This window comes from Flavobacterium sp. (genome assembly GCF_044369455.1).
Taxonomy (GTDB): Bacteria; Bacteroidota; Bacteroidia; order Flavobacteriales; family Flavobacteriaceae; genus Flavobacterium.
Genome location: NZ_JBIPLW010000012.1, coordinates 56811 through 74319, shown reverse-complemented (window position 1 = coordinate 74319; position 17509 = coordinate 56811). Strand labels below are relative to the sequence as shown.

The following is a 17509-nucleotide window of genomic DNA, read 5'->3' as shown; positions in this document are numbered from 1 at the left end:
TTAAAGCTTTTGCATCTTTTCGTTTTAAATCTGATAACGAACATGATTAAGGATAAAAGTAAATAGTTGTTTTTAAAATTCTCAAAGAATTGAACTTTTACTTTATTGACCTAATGCAAAAACAAGTCCACCACCTAAAGAAAATTGATAAATAGAAGAATAACTGCTTACGCCTGCACCTACGCCTCCGGTACCTATAGCGATACCTCCTCCAACAGATTGCGTTACGGATAAAAGTTGCGCCTGTAACTTAACACCAATTGCTTTAGTTGCCCAAATAATGGCGCCACCTTTTGCACCCCAAGCAAATTTTGTTACAGAATCTGAATAATTACTATTTGGGTTTTTAATATCTATAATGGCCATACCTGCCATCAGTCCGCCAAAACCTTCAATTTGGGAATTAGGTCGTCTAAAACTATGATTACCTCCTAACATAATATAATTCATAGTTACATCAAAATCAGCATATTTATCAAATAGTCCACCATTATAATACTGTGTTGGTGCATTGGTATCCTGTCTTAAATAGGATAATTCAAGAAATGTGTTAGGATGTATCTCAAATTCTACTCCAGCACCATATTGCATCCCATCTTGTAATTGGCCTTGATAATAATTTCCTGCATCATAATAGGAATCAAAACTATCTTCAAAAGTATACGAGCCATAAAGATTTACTCGAATTGCTTTCTTATTATTAGACGAAGTAGTATTGTTTATTTGCTGGCTATACAGTATAGAACTAGAAAATAAAAGTAAGGCGGAAATAAATTGCATTGATTTTTTCATAATTTTTGTTTTAGTTTTTACTTGTTTCTGAAATCAAAATTAAAATAAATATTTGACACTATTTTAATTTTTTGAAAAATTAAATGAATTTTTTAACTGATTGAGCTATTATCTGGTTTGTCCGCCATCCAAGCGTCGAATGATTTATACCCAATTGAAAAAATTATTGGACCAACAAACATTCCAATAAACCCTGACATGATGAAACCGCCAATTACGCCCAGAAAAATAATTAGCTTTGGAACAACAGCACCGCTATTTAGCGAATGTTTTCGAGTTTTATTAAATGTTATTTTATTTTTTTCCATTTATTTTCCATTATGATAAAATTCTTGCAAAAGAAAAACGTGAATTTTGCACATTTTCGCCATTTCTTGAACGGCTGTTACCACTTCGGTTTTCCTACTGACTTGAGCACGCAAAGTAACCAGTTCCACTTTCCTTTTTCTACTTTCAGTTTCCCTTTCCATTTTTCTGTAACTTTTGTAACAATTTTTTTGTAACATTTTAAATTGTTACAGTTTTTTTGTTACAACTTTTCCACAGAAACTTTTTCCGCAAAATTTTGCCATAATATTTTTCGTAAACTTCGAGTTTCGCTTTCCATTTTCTGGCAAAATTGAGTAGAAGTGAATTTAAATTTCCAGCGACTTTTCTGCTGATTGTTTTCTGAGTATAATTTGAGGAAACTGAGTGGTAACGTTCCGCCTTCATGAAGTGGCGATTTCGTAACGGCATATTTTCTGTTAAAGATAAAAATTCTTGCGAAACGTAAACGTGAACTTACCACAATATTCGCAATTGCGAGAAACCGCTGTTAGTGGCTGGGCTTCTTCATATCAGCAAGTTTTTTGTTTCAATTATAAATAACTCAACCACCATTTTTCTTTATGGCTTTGCTTGTAGTTATCATACCATTTACACAAAGGAAACAAAATAAGAATTACCACAATCCAAATCAAATAAACTTCTGGCAATCCATATCCTTCGCCTGGTATGTTGAAATACCAAACATAGTTTTGAATATTATCTATACTCTCTTTTACGGAATGTCCGTTAAAATAAAAATTTAGTGTTGCTAACAAGTGTATTAAATAAAGATGCAAAATATAATAGAAGAAAGCTGTTCTTCCAAAAATTGATATCGTTCGGGTGAAGCTGTTTTCTAACCTTTCGAGAAGAACTAAAGAAAGTAGCGCAATACCTATTGTGACGCACATATACATCAACGATGGTGGATATTTATGTATGTTTATAAAAGATAAAAAGGTATAAAAATTAGTTTTTTGAATACTCCAAACTATTGGATTTCCGTAAACATTTATAAATCGCAAAGCGACAAAAAGCAATAATAAACCACCTCCTATTCTGGTAATTATTTTAGCTCTTTGCTCTTTTGAATATTTTGAAGTAAAAAAGATACCGGAACAATAGCCCAGCATCATCAATCCAGACCAGGGAATAATTGGATAAAACAGTATAGCCGAATGCGATCCCCATAAATTGTGAACTGCAAAGTTCCCGTGATGCAATAAATCCCACAGGAATGTTGGTTTGTAATCCTTTGCCGCTTCAACAAAGTCCAAAAGATTGTGTCCCAATACAAACAGCAATCCTAAGGCTAAAATAAATTTATAAGAAGTGTGTATCAATACTCCAAGTAAGACCATACTCACTCCGATTACCCATATCACTTGTAGAAAAAAGAAATTGTAGTTGGGATTATAGGACCACGCAAAAGAAATAATGACAACTTCTACAAACATCAACCACAAACCACGTTTTATCAAAAAGACGCTCAACTCGCTTTTGGTTTTTCGCAGACTTTGTAAGTAAATGGAAACTCCAGACAGGAATACAAATGTTGGCGCACAAAAATGCGTAATATATCTTGTGAAAAATAAAGCAGGTGTTGTAGTTTCTAAATTTAATGGATCATCTGTCCAAGAAGTGATGTGAAAATAATCTCTCACGTGATCAAGAGCCATTATCACCATTACAATTCCACGAAGGATGTCTATTGACAGGATTCTTTGCTTTACAGTTGTCGTCATAAAAAACTTTATTAGTTTAGTAATTTATATTCTTGATTCTGCGGTAGCCTTGCCAGTAACTAGTATACATGCCTATAAAATTGCTATATTTTATCTTAGTTTGTCATCTTATGCGCATGTTTTTTCCATTTTTTAAGCGTATAATTTTTTTATAATAATCAACACAAAATTAATTAATAATTCTCTGGCAAATCCTCCAACCACGAAGAGAATAATTTATACCCAATAGAAAACACAATTGGACCTATAAACATTCCGATAAACCCAGACATGATGAAACCGCCAATTACTCCAAGGAAAATCACGAGCATCGGCACAACAGCGCCTTTGCCTAACAAAATGGGTTTTAACACATTATCCGAAAGGCCACTTAAGAGGAAATATACGGTCCAAAAAATTGCAGCAGTATTACTGTCGCCAGTCGAAAATAAATAGATGATTACCCCAATATTGACTAGTATAGGACCAATTTGAATAATAGATAACATAAAACACAGTAATGTTAAAATCCCAGCAAACGGAACACCACAAAGGAAAAGTCCCACTGCTTGTATGATAGTTTGAATGATTGCTACACCAATAATTCCTTTAACTACTTGTTGCACTGTAGATGTTGAAATATTAAGTATTTCTTCACCTCTGCTCCCTGCAATTCTCATGATAAAATTAGTAGCTAATTTTTGAGCACTACTCGAAACCAAAAAAACTCCTGCTATGATTATGGATAAAATTATTTGCAAAAAACCAACTGCTGAACTAACAACGCTTCCGGCTACTTTTTTAGAAATTTCTACTATTGGCTCTCTATAATCAATCATAGCTTGTTTCAAGTTTGTGGATGTTGCATATAAAAAGTCATAGAGTTTGTTTCCTATTATTGGCCAATCTTTAATTTTTTGAGTTGGAGCATGAATTTTAAGTGTGTTGGTCTCAATTTGTGATTTTAAGTCCAATACATTTGAAGTTACAGCACTGAAAAAATAGAAAGCAGGTATAAACAAGAGTAATAATATCAAACTAATTATTAGAAAGGAAGCCATGCTTTTGCGTCCTTTTAATTTCTTTTGCAGAAAATTATAGATGGGATGCAATATTATCGCAAATATAATTGCCCAAAGTACGGGCATTACAAATGGCGATAATAGTTTTGCACAAAAGGCCAAAACCAGAAATACGAGTCCTAATTGAAGAATGATTTCAAAAATATTTTTGCTGTTAATTTCACTAGGGTTTTTCATTTTTATTTGTTAGAGGTTGGTGTTATTATTTAGTTTTTAGGTTTACTGGTGTTGTCTGAAACTAGTTTTCCGATAAGTATAACAGGATACAAAACCCCAATCATTGCTTCGACCTGCACTAATGATCTCGCTAAAGGATGAAGAGGTACAATATCACCAAAACCAGTTGTTGTTAATGTTATATAGCTAAAATATAAAAAATTGGCCTGTAAACTATTTGTCTCAAATGGTGGCAATGTGATTTGAAAAGACCCTTCAATGTTATTGAAGATATAAATGTAAACTATTGACCATAAATTTGCAATAAGCATATAAACAACTACAGAACCAATTATTCTAAAAATTGTCACTGGTCCGGGTTCGAATACTTTTATCAATACTATGGTGATTAATAAAACAAAAGTTAAAACAGACAGAATTAGTTCGGTAGTTTGTATAAATGTAGTCTTATTAAATGTGCTAATCCAACTTATTACTATGAACAAAAATGGCACAATAGAAATAATAATTGCTTGTCTCTTATTCTTTGCAAGTGAAAAAATTCCTGTAGTCAGTAAAAGCATCCAAAATATATCGAGCATTATCGAAAAGAGTGCATGACTACCAAATATTGGAATTAGAATAAAGTGCATTACTAAAAGTAATACTAACATTCCACTGAGCCCACTTTCATTTGCCCATATATTTTTTAATATTCGTCGTTTCATTTTATTAGTCATAATTTGTAATTCTAAACAGAAATAAAAATACTAAATTATAATGGAATTGGTTCGGTTTCTACTTTTCCAATAGGTCTTCTTCCAAGTTTGAATAGTAATAATACAATAATTGGGAAGAAGCAAATTGCGGCCATAACAAGATAAATGTCTTTATAAGCTAATAAAATAGATGCTTGTGTTGTTTGGCTAGAAAGTTGTCTTTCTGCCATTTTTTGTGCTTCAGTTTGAGAAGCACCCATTTGCAAAAATAGCATTTTATATTTCTTTAATTGACTAACAGCCAGAGTATTTCCTTGAGTTAATTGCTGACTTAAACCGGTTTTATGTTGTGTTTTGGTATTCGAAATTGTAGTGCCTAAAATAGCACCACACAGTAATGTTGCTATTATCACTCTAGCTATAATTCCACTCATCATTCGGGAATCGCCTAAATCTTTTGGAACACCTTCCGAAATGTATAAAGAGGCAATCGTATACAAAAAACCAATCCCTAATCCTTTGAAGATTAAAGGAAGCAAGAAATCCATAGGTGCTATGCCTGGATACAATCTGAAGTAAATCGCAATATGATACAATCCAAAACAAGCAAAACCTACAATCCAAATCGTGGCCAAATGAATTCGTTTATACAAAAGATAGGTTGATAGTGGAACGGCAATGATTAGTCCAATGAGAATGGCTAAGTGCGTTTTTGCTTGATAGATGCTGTCGAAACCCAGTATATTTGACATAAAACCGGTTACTACTGATCCGGTTCCATTTATTAAACCCGTTAAAAAGAAAAGGAAAGTACCAATGACTACATTTTTATATTTAAAAACATCGGTATTGATTAACGGCTCTTTGGTATACCTAACGTGAACTAAATAAACACCAACTATAACTATTAACAAAGCAACTGCTAGTGAAATTTTAGAATCAGAAAACCAATTTCTAGTTTGTCCTTCTGCACAAAGAAATAGAATGATAGTGAAAAATAAAACTAAAATAAGCCAACCTCTCCAATCAAATTGAAATTTTACTTTCATTGGTGCCACATCTTTTCTGTAAAAAAGCCATGCTAACATGATACAAACAAAGAAGTTGATGTTTAGAAAATATACGCTAAAAGTCCAGTCATAAATACTGGTAAACTGTGCGCCAAGATATTTATAGATGTGCTGACTTCCTTGTATTATAAATTGAATAATACCATACATTATGGGCATATTGAATTTTGGATTGTACTTTATTAAAATAGGTAATAAAGAAGCAAATATTCCCAATATCGAAATAATGGCTAAAAGGGAACGCCAAAAAGTAAACCATATAATATTTGTGGTATATAACGATGCCGTATTGCATGTTATTGCTAAAAAACTGGCAGATAAAATCAGGGTTCGAACTGGAATTTGTTTGGCAACTTTTAGCGCAAGCGGAATAAAAGCTATCATGACAAATACAGGAATGTAGGTTGCGTAGGCAAAAACCGTTGTAGATTCGCCAAAGTGACCTAAAATTTGCGAAGTATCGTAACTCGTTACATTTAGCGCATTAAAAAAAGGAATGGTAAGTATGTATAAGCCAACGAGAATGAGAATACTTCCTTTTTTTAGTCCAAACATGTTTTATTTTTTTACTTCAACCGTTACATTCATTCCAGGTTTTACATCAATTAAATCTTCAGGGCTAGCTTCAAATTCTATTTTTACAGGAATTCGTTGCGTCACTTTTACAAAATTTCCTGTTGAATTATCAGGTTCGACCATCGAGAATTTTGCTCCAGTGGCTGGGGAAGAATTCGCTACAACTCCTTTGAATTTTTTATCATTGAGCGCATCAACTATAATGGTAACTTTTTGACCTTTTTTAATTCTTTCAATTTGTGTTTCTTTAAAATTGGCTATAACCCAAATTTTTTGATTCATAACTATTGAAGCTACCACTTGATTTGTATTGACCAAATCACCAACAGAAAGAGTGCGTTCTCCAACAAAGCCATCAATAGGTGAAGTTATAACGGTATAAGATAATTGAAGTTTGACAGCTTCTAAATCGGCTTTTTTTCTTGCTACAGTAGCAATTGCAGCTTCAAGATTGGTTTGGCTTTGTTTTGCTATCGAACCACTTGCTTGTAATTCACTCTGACCCGCTTGAAGGTAGGCACGCGTTGATTTTAACTTAGCGACTACTTGATCGTATTGATTTTTTGTTACTGCTGAATCGGCATACATATTTCTAAATCGTTCGTAATCCTTTTCGGCTTTTTCAAGACTAGCCATATCACCGGCTAGTTTCGCTTTTGTGGCTGCTTGATTTGATTGGGAAGTAACAGTAGCTTGTTGTAAAGAATGTAGATTTCCTTCTGCTGATGCCAAATCAGCTTCGGCTTGTTTCACTTTTATACGATATTCTTCATCGTCTAAAAGTATCAAAGTATCGCCTTTTTTTATGGCTTGATTGGCTTCAAATTTTATATCAATAATATGTCCTGTAGCTCTAGCAGCTATATTGTTGATGTACGATTCTACTTGTGCATTATTTGTTGACTCGTAACTTTTGAAATCAAAAAACAAACTCAATATCCAAATTCCTCCAGCAATTAAAAAGACAAACGATAGAATTTTTAATAGTGTATTTCTCTTTTTATCCTCTTTTTGAACAGTCTCGTTCGGTATATTTTCTTCGTTCATAGTGATATTGGTTTAAAGTTTACCCATGGCATATTTCAGAGAATAGAATTGAATAATCAAATCTAGATTGGCATTGATAAGTGATATTTTTGCAGAATTCAATTGCACTTCGGCATCTACCATATCACTGATAAGTGCAAAATCATTATCATATCGACTTTTTATTATCTTATAATGATTTTGAGCTAGTTCAACATTCTTTAAAAAAGTAGGGATGTTTTTTTTAGTTTCTGCATATCGTACAGTAGCTTTTTTCACTTCTTTATCAATTTCATCTTTAACAATTTGTAGTTGTGTATTGCTTTTATCAATTTGTAATTTGTCACTTCCTACTCGATGTTTTAGGTTGTAAAAACTAGAAATATCCCAGCTTAAAGAAAGTCCTGCAGCCCAAAAATTAAGGGTATTGTTTGTAAAATTTGGCCACTGGGCTGGATACTGCGAATTAAAAATAAAGTTGGCGCTAAGATTTGGTTTGAAACCACTTTTAGTTGAGTTCAAAAACGATTCGTATAATTTAACATTAATCTCTGATTGTTTTATTTCATACCTGTTTTGATATGCTTCGGCAAGTATTTCTTCAATAGTTAATTCTTTTGATGGCAATATGTTTTCCACTAAAACAGGTTTCAGCACAGTATCTGTAGGAAGACCTATTAAAATGTCTAAATAATTACTAACCAATTTAATGTTGTTGACATCTTGAAATACGGAAACCTGAAAATTTGATTGTTGCAACTCTGTTCTTAGCAAATCACTCTTAAGATTTTGTCCGTTTTCAACACGAGATTTTAACTGTTTGATTCGCAGTTCGGTGTTACTAATATTTTGTTTTGTCACTTCAATTTGTTGGTATAATTTTTCTAAGGTAAAAAACTGTTGTGTTATGGCTAACTTCACTTCCGCTTCGGTCATTTTAACAACCGTTTCCTGAATTTGTGTTACCAATTTTTGACTTTCAATTTTATTTTTTATTAATCCACCATAATATAAAGGCATTGAGGCAACAAGTGTTCCAACAGTTTGATAATCAAAATAATCTACCGTGACACTCTTGTCATAAAATCCTTCAAATATTTTTGGATTACCGATATAGTTGTAGTCTATATTTAGACCAAACCGTGGTGCTTTAGAAATCTTAGCTTGACTTAAATCTTCGTTTGCAATAGCGACATTAGTATTGGCAACTTTAAGTTGTCGGTTATTTTGAATTCCTAATTGAATAGCTTCTTCTAGTTGAATTGGTCTTGTGTTGTTTAAATCATTCTGTTGACTATAAATCACGCTTTTCCCAGAACAAAATAGCGTCACTAGAAGGAAATAAATTTTGATTTTTTTTTTGATAAAATTAGTCATCATTAGGTGTTGGCTATTATTTTTTTTTAAGCTTAAAAATAATAATACTTTTTAATTTACTTTATTACTTCCTTTAAAAAAAAGGTCAATTACTTTTTTATGACCCACCGCATTGGAGAGTTCTTTCATTGCAAAATACGGTATAAATGAACTAAAAATAATTAACAAACGAGCAGGATATTCATAGGTAAAAAGTTCATGAGTTATATTACTGACTGCTCCGTCAAAAGTGGAAGTGTTATAAAAACCAACAATAAATTTCTCCAATACGTTAAAAACTATAATGCAAAGAGTGAATGCAAAAGTTTTATAAGTAGTTAATAAAGCTAAATGACCCTCGCTAGTTTTTCTGCCTATCTTAGTTAACCCAATAATAGATACTACTTTGCCTAAAATTAAAGCACTTATTAGAGCAGCACCATACTCTTTATAATCTATTTCATAATGTGCCAATACCAATCTTTTATAGGTGAAAAACACCCCAAAGTAAAACGACAAATACAGGACATTTATCCAGTATTCAATGAATTCTTCTTTAAACTTTTCTTTAAAACTTTTCTTTTTGGTTTCGTCAATAGTTGCACTCATCTTTCTATGTATTGATTTTTAATGATTAAAAGAAAGCAATAATAAGAAAATTAACAAATTCTCGCAAATTTTATATGTTATTAAATTTAAAATTCCAAAAAGGTTTACATCAATATTTTAACACTTCTTGTCGATTTTTATTGATAAAGTGACCCCAAGTATAGTGAGCAACGAATTGTTTTCAAAAATGTTCTATTTGTATATAAATTTGTTTTAATCTAAATAGTAAGTAGAAATTGCAAATCAATACGTTAGATTTTTAAAAAATTAATCACAATTTGCGTGCTAGACTTTACTATACTATTTTTTCGTCTCACAACTTTTTTTGTTCTTATTACAACTATTTTATTATTTTTGCTTGTCTAATTATATTTAGCGCTAAGTATTCAAAAAAATTGTAATTAATTACCACAAATAGAATCTTATTAAAACCAATGTTTACAAAAAAAAGGTGCTTTTATAAACATATACTCTTTATTAAAAATGAAAAAACTAATATTACTTTTAGTACTCTTATTAAGCATTCAGACCATCTATAGCCAAAACGAAGAACCAAAATATTTTATAGGTCTTTCTTACGGAAAAAGTTTTCCATTAGGCGATTTTAAAGACAATGATGTAGATTTAAACTCTTTTGGTAAAAATTCTGGTTTTGCAAATACAGGAACCAAATTTGATTTTAATGCAGGTTATCATATTAAGAAAAACTATGGTGCAGCAGCTGTAATTCGATATCAATCTTTCTCGACTGATGCCAATAGTTTTGCTGTTGAATTAAATAATATTAGTCCATCCGTAGATTATAAAGTTGATAGTAAAAATTGGCAGTTTACTTCTGCTTATGTGGGAATGTTTTATGTGTTCCCGATAACAAAACGAATTAGCATATTGCCCAAAGGATTGATTGGTTTTATGTATGGTACTTCGCCAGAAATTAATGTGGATGCAACAAATCAAGGCAACACAAGGGTGATTAGCATAGAATCCGGCAATTCATTTGGTTTTGCCTATGAAATAGGTATTGGGTTAAAATCAAAACTAGGCAAACACTTTGCATTAATGCCATCGTTTAATTTATCGAATGGATTTTTGTCATTTAAAAATAATAAAACTGTTTATACTCCAGAAGGAGGAACATCAACAACTTACACAAGAACCTATAACCCTTCCTTACTTACTTTCAACATTGGATTAGCGTTTGCTTATTTATTTTAAAATTTGACTTCTTATTAATTTAGTAGAAGAAAGTTTATTTTTTGTAAGTACCGAAGACTTCAAAATAAAACGACAGATAGACTACATTAATATAATCTTCTATAAATGCTTCTTTAAACTTTTCTTTAAAATTTTACTTTAAAAGTTTTCTTTTTTCCCTCAGTAGGTGTTGCACCCATAATTTTAGTTTTAAAAAGATTTTATTTTGAAATAGATTGATTGTATTTATAACCTAATCAAGGATAAAATGTCACATCGTAAAGGAAAAAATAAACAGTCAATAAAAACAAATAAATAAATTGAAAAAAAGGGATTTATTTGGAATATTGTGTGCAAAAAGGATTTTATTTAATTGCGAATTTTGTTGTAAGTTCATGTTTACGTTTCGCAAGAATTTTTATCTTTAACAGAAAATGAAAAGTTCCAAAACTCTCAACTGCGCCAAGCTGCAGAACATACCAGTAATTTAAAAAAACATAAAATGACATATACTCTTTATCAAATTGACGCATTCACAGACCACACATTTGGTGGAAACCCAGCTTGTGTTGTACCTCTTGAAGCATGGTTACCTGAAGATATAATGTTAAAAATAGCGAAAGAAAATGCGGTTGCTGAAACTGCTTTTTTTGTATCCAAAGGAGATAAAATTCATTTACGGTGGTTCACTCCTGAAATTGAAATGGATTTGTGTGGACACGCAACTCTGGCAACTGCTCATTGCTTAAAGACACTACTTAATTACAAAAGCGATAAAATTATTTTTGAAACTTTAAGTGGAGATTTAAACGTTTTGGTTCAAAAAGACACGTACAAAATGGATTTCCCTTCAAGAATGCCTACTGCTGATAATTTGCCAGAGTCGATTTTAAAATCTTTAAACATAAAACCAAAAGAAGTTTTAAAAGCAAGAGACTATGTGTTAGTTTACGAAAACGAAACAGAAATTAGGAACATTAAAATTGACCGACAATTGTTTGATGAAATTAATCTTGATCCTGGTGGAGTAATTGTAACAGCAATTGGTGATGCGTGTGATTTTGTTTCAAGATTTTTTACTCCTCAAGCATCAATTTTGGAGGATCCTGTAACTGGTTCAGCACATTGTTCCCTAATTCCTTTTTGGGCAGAAAGACTCAATAAAAAAGACCTTTATGCACTTCAAGTGTCAGAGCGAATGGGAAAACTATATTGTGAAGACAAAGGAAATCGTGTTGTAATTAGTGGGAAAGCAAAAACATACTCAATTGGACACTTTTGGATAGAATAAAATTACTGCCAATAGCACTTTCGCGTAATGGCAGATTGTATTATTCTTAGCCGGAAAATATTCAGACAAAAGTTCACATATCTTTACAACAAAGCGGTAAAACTTCGACACAGAATGAATCAGGCGAAAGTTAGCGGAAATGCCAAAAAAATTCGACAAATTTTATAAAAGCAAAGCCTGTTGAAAACACAACAGTTCAAAAAATCATAAAACAAAAAAAATAGTAAAGAGAATAGTAATTACAATTTCTAATTTATTTAAGCGAAGCCATATCTATAACAAATCGATAACGAACATCACTTTTTAGCATTCTTTCATAGGCCTCATTAATTTCTTGCATTTTTATGATTTCAATTTCAGAAACGATGTTGTGTTTACCGCAAAAGTCAAGCATCTCCTGAGTTTCAGCTATGCCTCCAATCAAAGAAGCGGCAACCGATTTTCTACCCATAATCATTGGAACTGTATTTAAAAAAGGCTCTAATCCTCCCAAATAACCCACTATAACATGAGTTCCGCTAATGGCCAATGTTGAAATATACGGATTGATATCATGAACATAAGGTACCGTGTCAATAATGACATCAAATTTACCTACCACTGACGCCATTTGATCTGCATTTGTAGAAATGATTACAGCATCAGCTCCTAAATGCATCGCATCTTTTTCTTTATCTGAACTTCTTGAAAAAAGTGTTACTTCGGCTCCTAATCCTTTGGCGAGTTTTATAGCCATATGTCCTAATCCTCCTAGCCCGACTACGCCTACTTTACTTCCTTTACCAACTTTCCAGTGACGCAATGGCGACCATGTTGTGATTCCGGCACAAAGCAAAGGTGCAACAGCTGCTAAGTTTAAATTAGACGGTACTTTCAAAACAAAATCTTCATCGACTACAATCTTTTCAGAATAACCACCATGTGTAAATCCACCCAGATATTTGTCTTGACCACCATAAGTACCAACCCATCCGTTTAAACAATATTGCTCTAAGTCTTGTTCACAACTGCTGCACATACGGCACGAATCGACCAAGCAACCAACCGCAGCAAAATCACCCACTTTTAATTTGCTAACTTCATTTCCAACTTTGGTTACTTTGCCCACAATTTCGTGACCAGGAACTACCGGATAGGTGGTAAATCCCCAATCATTTCGTGCCGTGTGTAAATCGGAATGGCAAACGCCACAATACAAGATTTCAATTTCGATATCTTTGGGTAATGCTACTCTTCGGGCAATACTCATTTCTTTTAGCGGTGCAGTAGTACTTTCGGTACCGAATGCTTTTACATTAGTTGTTTCCATTTTTTTATTGTTGATGTTTATATTTTAAAAGTAAGTAAAATTAAATGAAACCGATACATTTTTCAAAACGTCCATGATGGCTTTTGGAAAGTGGTTTTAATATCATATTTTCCGTATCGTAATAATTTGGAATGCCATTTATTTTACTAATGGCCACTTTCGAATTTAAGTATTTTAAATTCTTGAAATCATCCATTTGAACTACAGCAATTGTTTCTATATACTCAGAAGTAATGTAGGTTTTCGTGAAATAAATAGCGTCATAACAAACTACTTTTCCGAAAAGTACTCCATCTTTTTGTTCTAAATCAAAACACTCCAACTGAATAGGAATATACCCTCTTATTTGTGTTTGACGGTTATAAATTTTATAGGCCGCTTCCTTTCTGCTCCACAAACTCCAAACGGTACTTTCAGGATTTTGAGCATTTGCTATTAATGCTTGCTCTTGTGTTGTAAAGATTTTATTTAAAAACCCATAGCGTTTCCAATTGCTTTCTTTTCGTGCCAGCGCCAAATCGATAACGTCATTTCCTATCATTTTTCGGCTAGTTTTGTTTCAATAATAGTTAGTGCCGCTTTGATTGTCAACATTTGCTCCATTGATTGGTTATCAATTTCAATGCTAAATGCTTCTTCAACATCCAAAACTATATCAACTAAATTTGCCGAATTAATATTCAAATCAGCAATAAAATCGGTATTCTCATTGATACTATTAAACGCTTCTTCATTTTTGACAAACGGTTTTACAATAGTCTTTAGCTTTTCAATTATAGCTGCTTTATCCATAGTTTACTTATATTTTTTTAAAATCACACATCCGTTCACATCACCAAAACCGAAACTGGCTTTGGCTAAGATAGTGATATCTTTTTCAATTCGTTGTTGCGGAATTCTAGAAGCATCAATACAATTGGTTATTTCGGGGTGTACATCATTGCAGTTTGTGTTTGGAAAAATAAATCCTTGATACAACTGCAATACCGAAGCCACACTTTCAACACTTCCTGAAGCCGATAAACAATGTCCTACCATCGATTTCAAAGAATTGATGTATGGAAAATCAATTCCGTTTCGGTTCAATGCTTCGCTCCAATTTTGAATTTCTAAAGCATCTTTACTTGTCGCCGTCAAATGTCCGTTAATGGCATCAATTGCATCCGAAGTTATTTGGGCATCAGTCATGGCATCTCGAATACATTTTTGCACCGCTACAGCATTTGGTGCTGTCATTGTTCCCATGCCACGTTGCCCACCCGAGTTTACATTACCTCCTAAAACTTCGGCATAAATTCGGGCACCACGAGCCATAGCCGATTCTAAATCTTCCAAAACCAAAGCTCCAGCACCACTTCCGGGAACAAATCCTGAAGCACTTGCCGACATTGGTCTCGAACCTTGTTCTGGAGTTTCATTATGTTTAAAAGTGCACACTTTCATCGCATCAAAACCACCCCAAATATAAGGTCCACTGTCGCTGGTACTTCCAGCAAGCATCCGTTTGGCTTTTCCTTCCTTAATTCGTTCGTATGCCATTAGAATACTTTCGGTTCCTGTCGTACAAGCTGAGGAATTCGTTGAAACCTGATTGCCTAAGCCAAGCTTTCCGCTAATATAGGCGCTCACACCACTATTCATTGTTTGTGCTACAGCAGTGCTTCCCAATTTTCGGGTTTGAAAATCGTCTATTTTATAAATGCTTTCCCTGAATTTTTCTATACCCGAAGTTCCGGTTCCGAAGATGGTTCCCGAATCCCAATCAGGATTTTCGTTTTGTTCGATTTGCAAACCCGCATCTTTCCATGCCTCTATTCCGGCAATGACTCCGTATAAAATTCCAGTTGAATTAAAATTTCGTAATTCTAGTTCGGTAAAATAGTCTCTTTTTAATGCTTCCGAGATCTCAGGTGTTCCCGAAATTTGACAAGCGAATTGTAACCGTTCTAATTCAGGATTGTGCTTTATGCCTGAAATACCGTTTTTTATGGCGTAGGTAAACGCATCGAGCCCAACTCCGTTTGGAGCTACGATTCCAAGACCTGTTATCACCACTCTTCTTTTCATTTATAATATCATTCCGGCTAGTGTACCCTGGCAAACTTCTTCACCATTGGCATTGAGCATTTTTACTTTGCATTTTAGTTTGCTATATCTGAAATACACTTTTTCTGAAATTACAGTAACTTTTTCGTTTGGATAAACGGGTTTAAGATATTCTATTTCAGACGATGTAAGTGCGACTTTAGATTCCGAATTGAAGTCATTTCCTAATAAATAGATTCCAAGACAAACAACTCCAATTTGTGCCATAACTTCGGTTAAAATAACGCCAGGCGTAATTGGATTATTTTTAAAGTGTCCTTTATAAAAGTCTAAATCAGCATTGAATGTAAACGTACCTTCTACTCCATTTTCGTTTATATGATGAAGCTCATCCACGAAGAGAAAAGGTTTTGAATACGGCAGCTTATCGATTATATTCCTATACATTATTCAAAACGCTATTAGCATTCGTTGTGCTGAAAATCCCGGTCCAAAACTTAAGAGCAATCCCTTTTCGCCTTTTTTAGGATTAGTGTCCATTATACGTTCTAAAACATATAAAACGGTAGCGCTTGACATATTGCCATACAATCGTAAGACTTCTTTAGTATCATCAATATTTTTACCTAAATCAGAAAACAAATCTTCAACCGTTTGTACAATTTTTTTTCCGCCAGGATGAAATATTAAATGGTCGATATCTTCAATTTTTAGTTGATTTTTTTCTAAAAATGGATGAATTATATCGGGGAAATGAGAAGCAATAGTTTCTGGAACTTCAACATCCAACATCATTTGCAAACCACTATTTACCAACTTAAAACCCATCATGTGAATCGCATCGTAAAAGTGATACATATCGTCGGCGAGTATTTCTGGACCTTTATCTTCATCATGTGAAGAAAGTAAAACACAAGCAGCACCGTCACCAAAGATAGCTGCAGAAACAATATTGGCCATCGAAAAATCATCGAGTTGAAATGTTGCCGTTGGACTTTCGACCGCTATCACTGCTGCACGTTTCCCTGGATTAGCTTGAAGGAAATTCTTGGCGTAAATCATACCCGATATACCCGCAGCACAACCCATTTCGGTAACTGGTAACCTGACAATATCCTGACGAAGTTTTAGTGAATTGATTAAATAGGCATCAACCGATGGTATCATGATTCCGGTGCAACTGACGGTAATAATATAATCTAAAGTCTCCGGTTTCCAATTGGCTTTCTTCAGTGCTTTATCTAACACTTTTTCTCCAAGAGTTATTACTTCGCGAACATAAATGGCATTACGTTTTTCAAAAGAGGTGTGGGTAAAAACTTCCAGAGGTTCCATGATGGAATACCGTTGATCAACCATAGCACCTTCGAATATTTTTTTTACTTTACGGATAAAACGATCCTCCTGTCCGACAAGCCAACCTTCCAAAAGGGGTATGATTTCTTCGGTTGTTCTTGAATATTTTGGTAATTCTTTCGCTACGGCTTTTATCCTAACACTCATTTGGCTGTTCTTTATAATTATATTTTAATTTCTTGCTTTGTGTTGATTATCCATTGATATCGAAAGGCCCACTTCCATTCTATAGAATAATTTTTGAACTCTAATTCTTTAGAGAATTGTTCCAGCTCTGGTTTTTTAAATCCCCTTAAAATGGATACTAAACCGTCTTTTCTTGCCATAGTATTCAATCTAAAGATAAAGCACAACCCCTGAAACAATCGATAGGAAATGGTACTTCTTTGCAAATCATTGATTACCATTCCTAGTTTTGCATTGGTTCTGAATAGGTTGAGTACTTTTATAATTTCATCATTTTTAAAATGATGAAGTGTTAAGGTACACAAAACAATATCGTAATGTACTTTTTCAAATGATTTATTAAAAATATCTTCGCAACGATAACTAATGTTTGGATAACAGACTGATAATTTTTTGGCATAATCAACTGTAAACTGATTGGCATCAATGCCAACCAATACGACATCCAATTCATTGTTTTCTGCATAATCAGCAATGGTTCTTAGCATATCACCATTACCGCAACCAACGTCAACAATAGTTATTTTCTGTTTCGATTGATTATTTTTGAGGATACTTTTTAGACCTTCCAGCGTGAGTTTGTTTCCCCCTAAAAATTGATTGATTTTGGCGATTTTATCTAAAGCGTCTTTCAACATAGCGCCTTTCATTTGAAAATCATCCATGATTTCAGGTTGATCTGTTCGATGTGAAGTATTGATAAACATG

At 33.2% G+C, this 17509-nt stretch carries 19 protein-coding genes; 2 read left to right on the top strand and 17 right to left on the bottom strand.

The annotated features are described in order from the left end of the window. Nucleotides 1-102 precede the first annotated feature (102 nt). The 10 genes from ACIQ2L_RS11365 to ACIQ2L_RS11320 form a co-directional block, all read right to left on the bottom strand. Complete coding sequence (locus tag ACIQ2L_RS11365; protein ID WP_396158861.1) at nt 103-792, bottom strand: hypothetical protein; 690 nt, start codon at nt 790-792, stop codon at nt 103-105. A 92-nt stretch (nt 793-884) separates the two neighbouring features. Then, the gene (locus ACIQ2L_RS11360) at nt 885-1100 is read right to left on the bottom strand and encodes a hypothetical protein (RefSeq protein WP_396158859.1); all 216 of its coding nucleotides are present in this window, start codon (nt 1098-1100) and stop codon (nt 885-887) included. Continuing rightward, on the bottom strand, nt 1101-1262 hold the full coding sequence (locus tag ACIQ2L_RS11355; RefSeq protein ID WP_396158857.1) for a hypothetical protein: 162 nt from the start codon (nt 1260-1262) through the stop codon (nt 1101-1103). A gap of 390 nt (nt 1263-1652) precedes the next feature. Continuing rightward, on the bottom strand, nt 1653-2846 hold the full coding sequence (locus ACIQ2L_RS11350) for a DUF1624 domain-containing protein (protein WP_396158855.1): 1194 nt from the start codon (nt 2844-2846) through the stop codon (nt 1653-1655). 173 nt (nt 2847-3019) lie between these two features. Next, entirely contained in the window at nt 3020-4084 is a 1065-nt protein-coding gene (locus tag ACIQ2L_RS11345; RefSeq protein WP_396158853.1) for an AI-2E family transporter, read from the bottom strand. A 29-nt stretch (nt 4085-4113) separates the two neighbouring features. Beyond that, nucleotides 4114-4791, bottom strand: coding sequence for an ion channel (locus ACIQ2L_RS11340; protein WP_396158851.1), 678 nt, complete (start codon nt 4789-4791; stop codon nt 4114-4116). A 47-nt stretch (nt 4792-4838) separates the two neighbouring features. Next, nucleotides 4839-6407 carry an MFS transporter gene (locus ACIQ2L_RS11335; RefSeq protein WP_396158849.1) on the bottom strand — a complete coding sequence of 523 codons (1569 nt, stop codon included), beginning with the start codon at nt 6405-6407 and terminating at the stop codon, nt 4839-4841. A gap of 3 nt (nt 6408-6410) precedes the next feature. Next, the gene (locus tag ACIQ2L_RS11330; RefSeq protein ID WP_396158847.1) at nt 6411-7475 is read right to left on the bottom strand and encodes an HlyD family secretion protein; all 1065 of its coding nucleotides are present in this window, start codon (nt 7473-7475) and stop codon (nt 6411-6413) included. A 12-nt stretch (nt 7476-7487) separates the two neighbouring features. Beyond that, nucleotides 7488-8834, bottom strand: coding sequence for a TolC family protein (locus tag ACIQ2L_RS11325; protein ID WP_396158845.1), 1347 nt, complete (start codon nt 8832-8834; stop codon nt 7488-7490). Nucleotides 8835-8882: 48 nt separating this feature from the next. Further along, nucleotides 8883-9419, bottom strand: a complete 537-nt coding sequence (locus ACIQ2L_RS11320) for a hypothetical protein (protein ID WP_396158843.1) — start codon at nt 9417-9419, stop codon at nt 8883-8885. Nucleotides 9420-9902: 483 nt separating this feature from the next. On the opposite strand from ACIQ2L_RS11320, the gene ACIQ2L_RS11315 reads away from it, so the two are divergent. Both ACIQ2L_RS11315 and ACIQ2L_RS11310 read left to right on the top strand, forming a co-directional pair. Further along, nucleotides 9903-10634 carry an outer membrane beta-barrel protein gene (locus ACIQ2L_RS11315; RefSeq protein WP_396158841.1) on the top strand — a complete coding sequence of 244 codons (732 nt, stop codon included), beginning with the start codon at nt 9903-9905 and terminating at the stop codon, nt 10632-10634. A 481-nt stretch (nt 10635-11115) separates the two neighbouring features. Further along, complete coding sequence (locus tag ACIQ2L_RS11310) at nt 11116-11904, top strand: PhzF family phenazine biosynthesis protein (protein ID WP_396158839.1); 789 nt, start codon at nt 11116-11118, stop codon at nt 11902-11904. 253 nt (nt 11905-12157) lie between these two features. Here the strand turns inward: ACIQ2L_RS11310 and ACIQ2L_RS11305 are convergent, their stop codons facing one another. From ACIQ2L_RS11305 to ACIQ2L_RS11275, 7 genes are read right to left on the bottom strand one after another with little or no spacing between them, the layout of a single operon-like run. After that, a complete protein-coding gene (locus ACIQ2L_RS11305) occupies nt 12158-13213 on the bottom strand; it encodes an NAD(P)-dependent alcohol dehydrogenase (RefSeq protein ID WP_396158837.1) in 1056 nt (351 codons plus the stop codon). A gap of 40 nt (nt 13214-13253) precedes the next feature. Further along, a complete protein-coding gene (locus ACIQ2L_RS11300; protein ID WP_396158835.1) occupies nt 13254-13754 on the bottom strand; it encodes a 4'-phosphopantetheinyl transferase superfamily protein in 501 nt (166 codons plus the stop codon). Then, nucleotides 13751-14005 (bottom strand): acyl carrier protein, encoded by a 255-nt coding sequence (locus ACIQ2L_RS11295; protein ID WP_396158833.1) that lies wholly within the window; start codon nt 14003-14005, stop codon nt 13751-13753. Before ACIQ2L_RS11295 ends, ACIQ2L_RS11300 begins: the two co-directional genes overlap by 4 nt. 3 nt (nt 14006-14008) lie before the next feature. After that, nucleotides 14009-15280, bottom strand: a complete 1272-nt coding sequence (locus ACIQ2L_RS11290) for a beta-ketoacyl-[acyl-carrier-protein] synthase family protein (RefSeq protein ID WP_396158831.1) — start codon at nt 15278-15280, stop codon at nt 14009-14011. Further along, nucleotides 15281-15706, bottom strand: a complete 426-nt coding sequence (locus ACIQ2L_RS11285; RefSeq protein ID WP_396158829.1) for a 3-hydroxyacyl-ACP dehydratase FabZ family protein — start codon at nt 15704-15706, stop codon at nt 15281-15283. It abuts the gene before it with no gap. 3 nt (nt 15707-15709) lie between these two features. Then, nucleotides 15710-16762, bottom strand: a complete 1053-nt coding sequence (locus ACIQ2L_RS11280) for a type III polyketide synthase (protein ID WP_396158827.1) — start codon at nt 16760-16762, stop codon at nt 15710-15712. Between the two features lie 17 nt (nt 16763-16779). Continuing rightward, the gene (locus ACIQ2L_RS11275) at nt 16780-17508 is read right to left on the bottom strand and encodes a methyltransferase domain-containing protein (RefSeq protein ID WP_396158825.1); all 729 of its coding nucleotides are present in this window, start codon (nt 17506-17508) and stop codon (nt 16780-16782) included. Nucleotide 17509 lies beyond the last annotated feature (1 nt).

Excerpts from the sequence above, each read along its gene's own strand:
- ACIQ2L_RS11310 (WP_396158839.1), top strand. The coding sequence starts at position 11,116 with ATGACATATACTCTTTATCAAATTGACGCATTCACAGACCACACATTT.
- ACIQ2L_RS11360 (WP_396158859.1), bottom strand. The coding sequence starts at position 1,100 with ATGGAAAAAAATAAAATAACATTTAATAAAACTCGAAAACATTCGCTA.
- ACIQ2L_RS11295 (WP_396158833.1), bottom strand. The coding sequence starts at position 14,005 with ATGGATAAAGCAGCTATAATTGAAAAGCTAAAGACTATTGTAAAACCG.
- ACIQ2L_RS11320 (WP_396158843.1), bottom strand. The coding sequence starts at position 9,419 with ATGAGTGCAACTATTGACGAAACCAAAAAGAAAAGTTTTAAAGAAAAG.
- ACIQ2L_RS11325 (WP_396158845.1), bottom strand. The coding sequence starts at position 8,834 with ATGATGACTAATTTTATCAAAAAAAAAATCAAAATTTATTTCCTTCTA.
- ACIQ2L_RS11355 (WP_396158857.1), bottom strand. The coding sequence starts at position 1,262 with ATGGAAAGGGAAACTGAAAGTAGAAAAAGGAAAGTGGAACTGGTTACT.
- ACIQ2L_RS11305 (WP_396158837.1), bottom strand. The coding sequence starts at position 13,213 with ATGGAAACAACTAATGTAAAAGCATTCGGTACCGAAAGTACTACTGCA.
- ACIQ2L_RS11300 (WP_396158835.1), bottom strand. The coding sequence starts at position 13,754 with ATGATAGGAAATGACGTTATCGATTTGGCGCTGGCACGAAAAGAAAGC.
- ACIQ2L_RS11330 (WP_396158847.1), bottom strand. The coding sequence starts at position 7,475 with ATGAACGAAGAAAATATACCGAACGAGACTGTTCAAAAAGAGGATAAA.
- ACIQ2L_RS11285 (WP_396158829.1), bottom strand. The coding sequence starts at position 15,706 with ATGTATAGGAATATAATCGATAAGCTGCCGTATTCAAAACCTTTTCTC.
- ACIQ2L_RS11350 (WP_396158855.1), bottom strand. The coding sequence starts at position 2,846 with ATGACGACAACTGTAAAGCAAAGAATCCTGTCAATAGACATCCTTCGT.
- ACIQ2L_RS11275 (WP_396158825.1), bottom strand. The coding sequence starts at position 17,508 with ATGTTTATCAATACTTCACATCGAACAGATCAACCTGAAATCATGGAT.
- ACIQ2L_RS11280 (WP_396158827.1), bottom strand. The coding sequence starts at position 16,762 with ATGAGTGTTAGGATAAAAGCCGTAGCGAAAGAATTACCAAAATATTCA.
- ACIQ2L_RS11335 (WP_396158849.1), bottom strand. The coding sequence starts at position 6,407 with ATGTTTGGACTAAAAAAAGGAAGTATTCTCATTCTCGTTGGCTTATAC.
- ACIQ2L_RS11290 (WP_396158831.1), bottom strand. The coding sequence starts at position 15,280 with ATGAAAAGAAGAGTGGTGATAACAGGTCTTGGAATCGTAGCTCCAAAC.
- ACIQ2L_RS11345 (WP_396158853.1), bottom strand. The coding sequence starts at position 4,084 with ATGAAAAACCCTAGTGAAATTAACAGCAAAAATATTTTTGAAATCATT.
- ACIQ2L_RS11365 (WP_396158861.1), bottom strand. The coding sequence starts at position 792 with ATGAAAAAATCAATGCAATTTATTTCCGCCTTACTTTTATTTTCTAGT.
- ACIQ2L_RS11340 (WP_396158851.1), bottom strand. The coding sequence starts at position 4,791 with ATGAAACGACGAATATTAAAAAATATATGGGCAAATGAAAGTGGGCTC.
- ACIQ2L_RS11315 (WP_396158841.1), top strand. The coding sequence starts at position 9,903 with ATGAAAAAACTAATATTACTTTTAGTACTCTTATTAAGCATTCAGACC.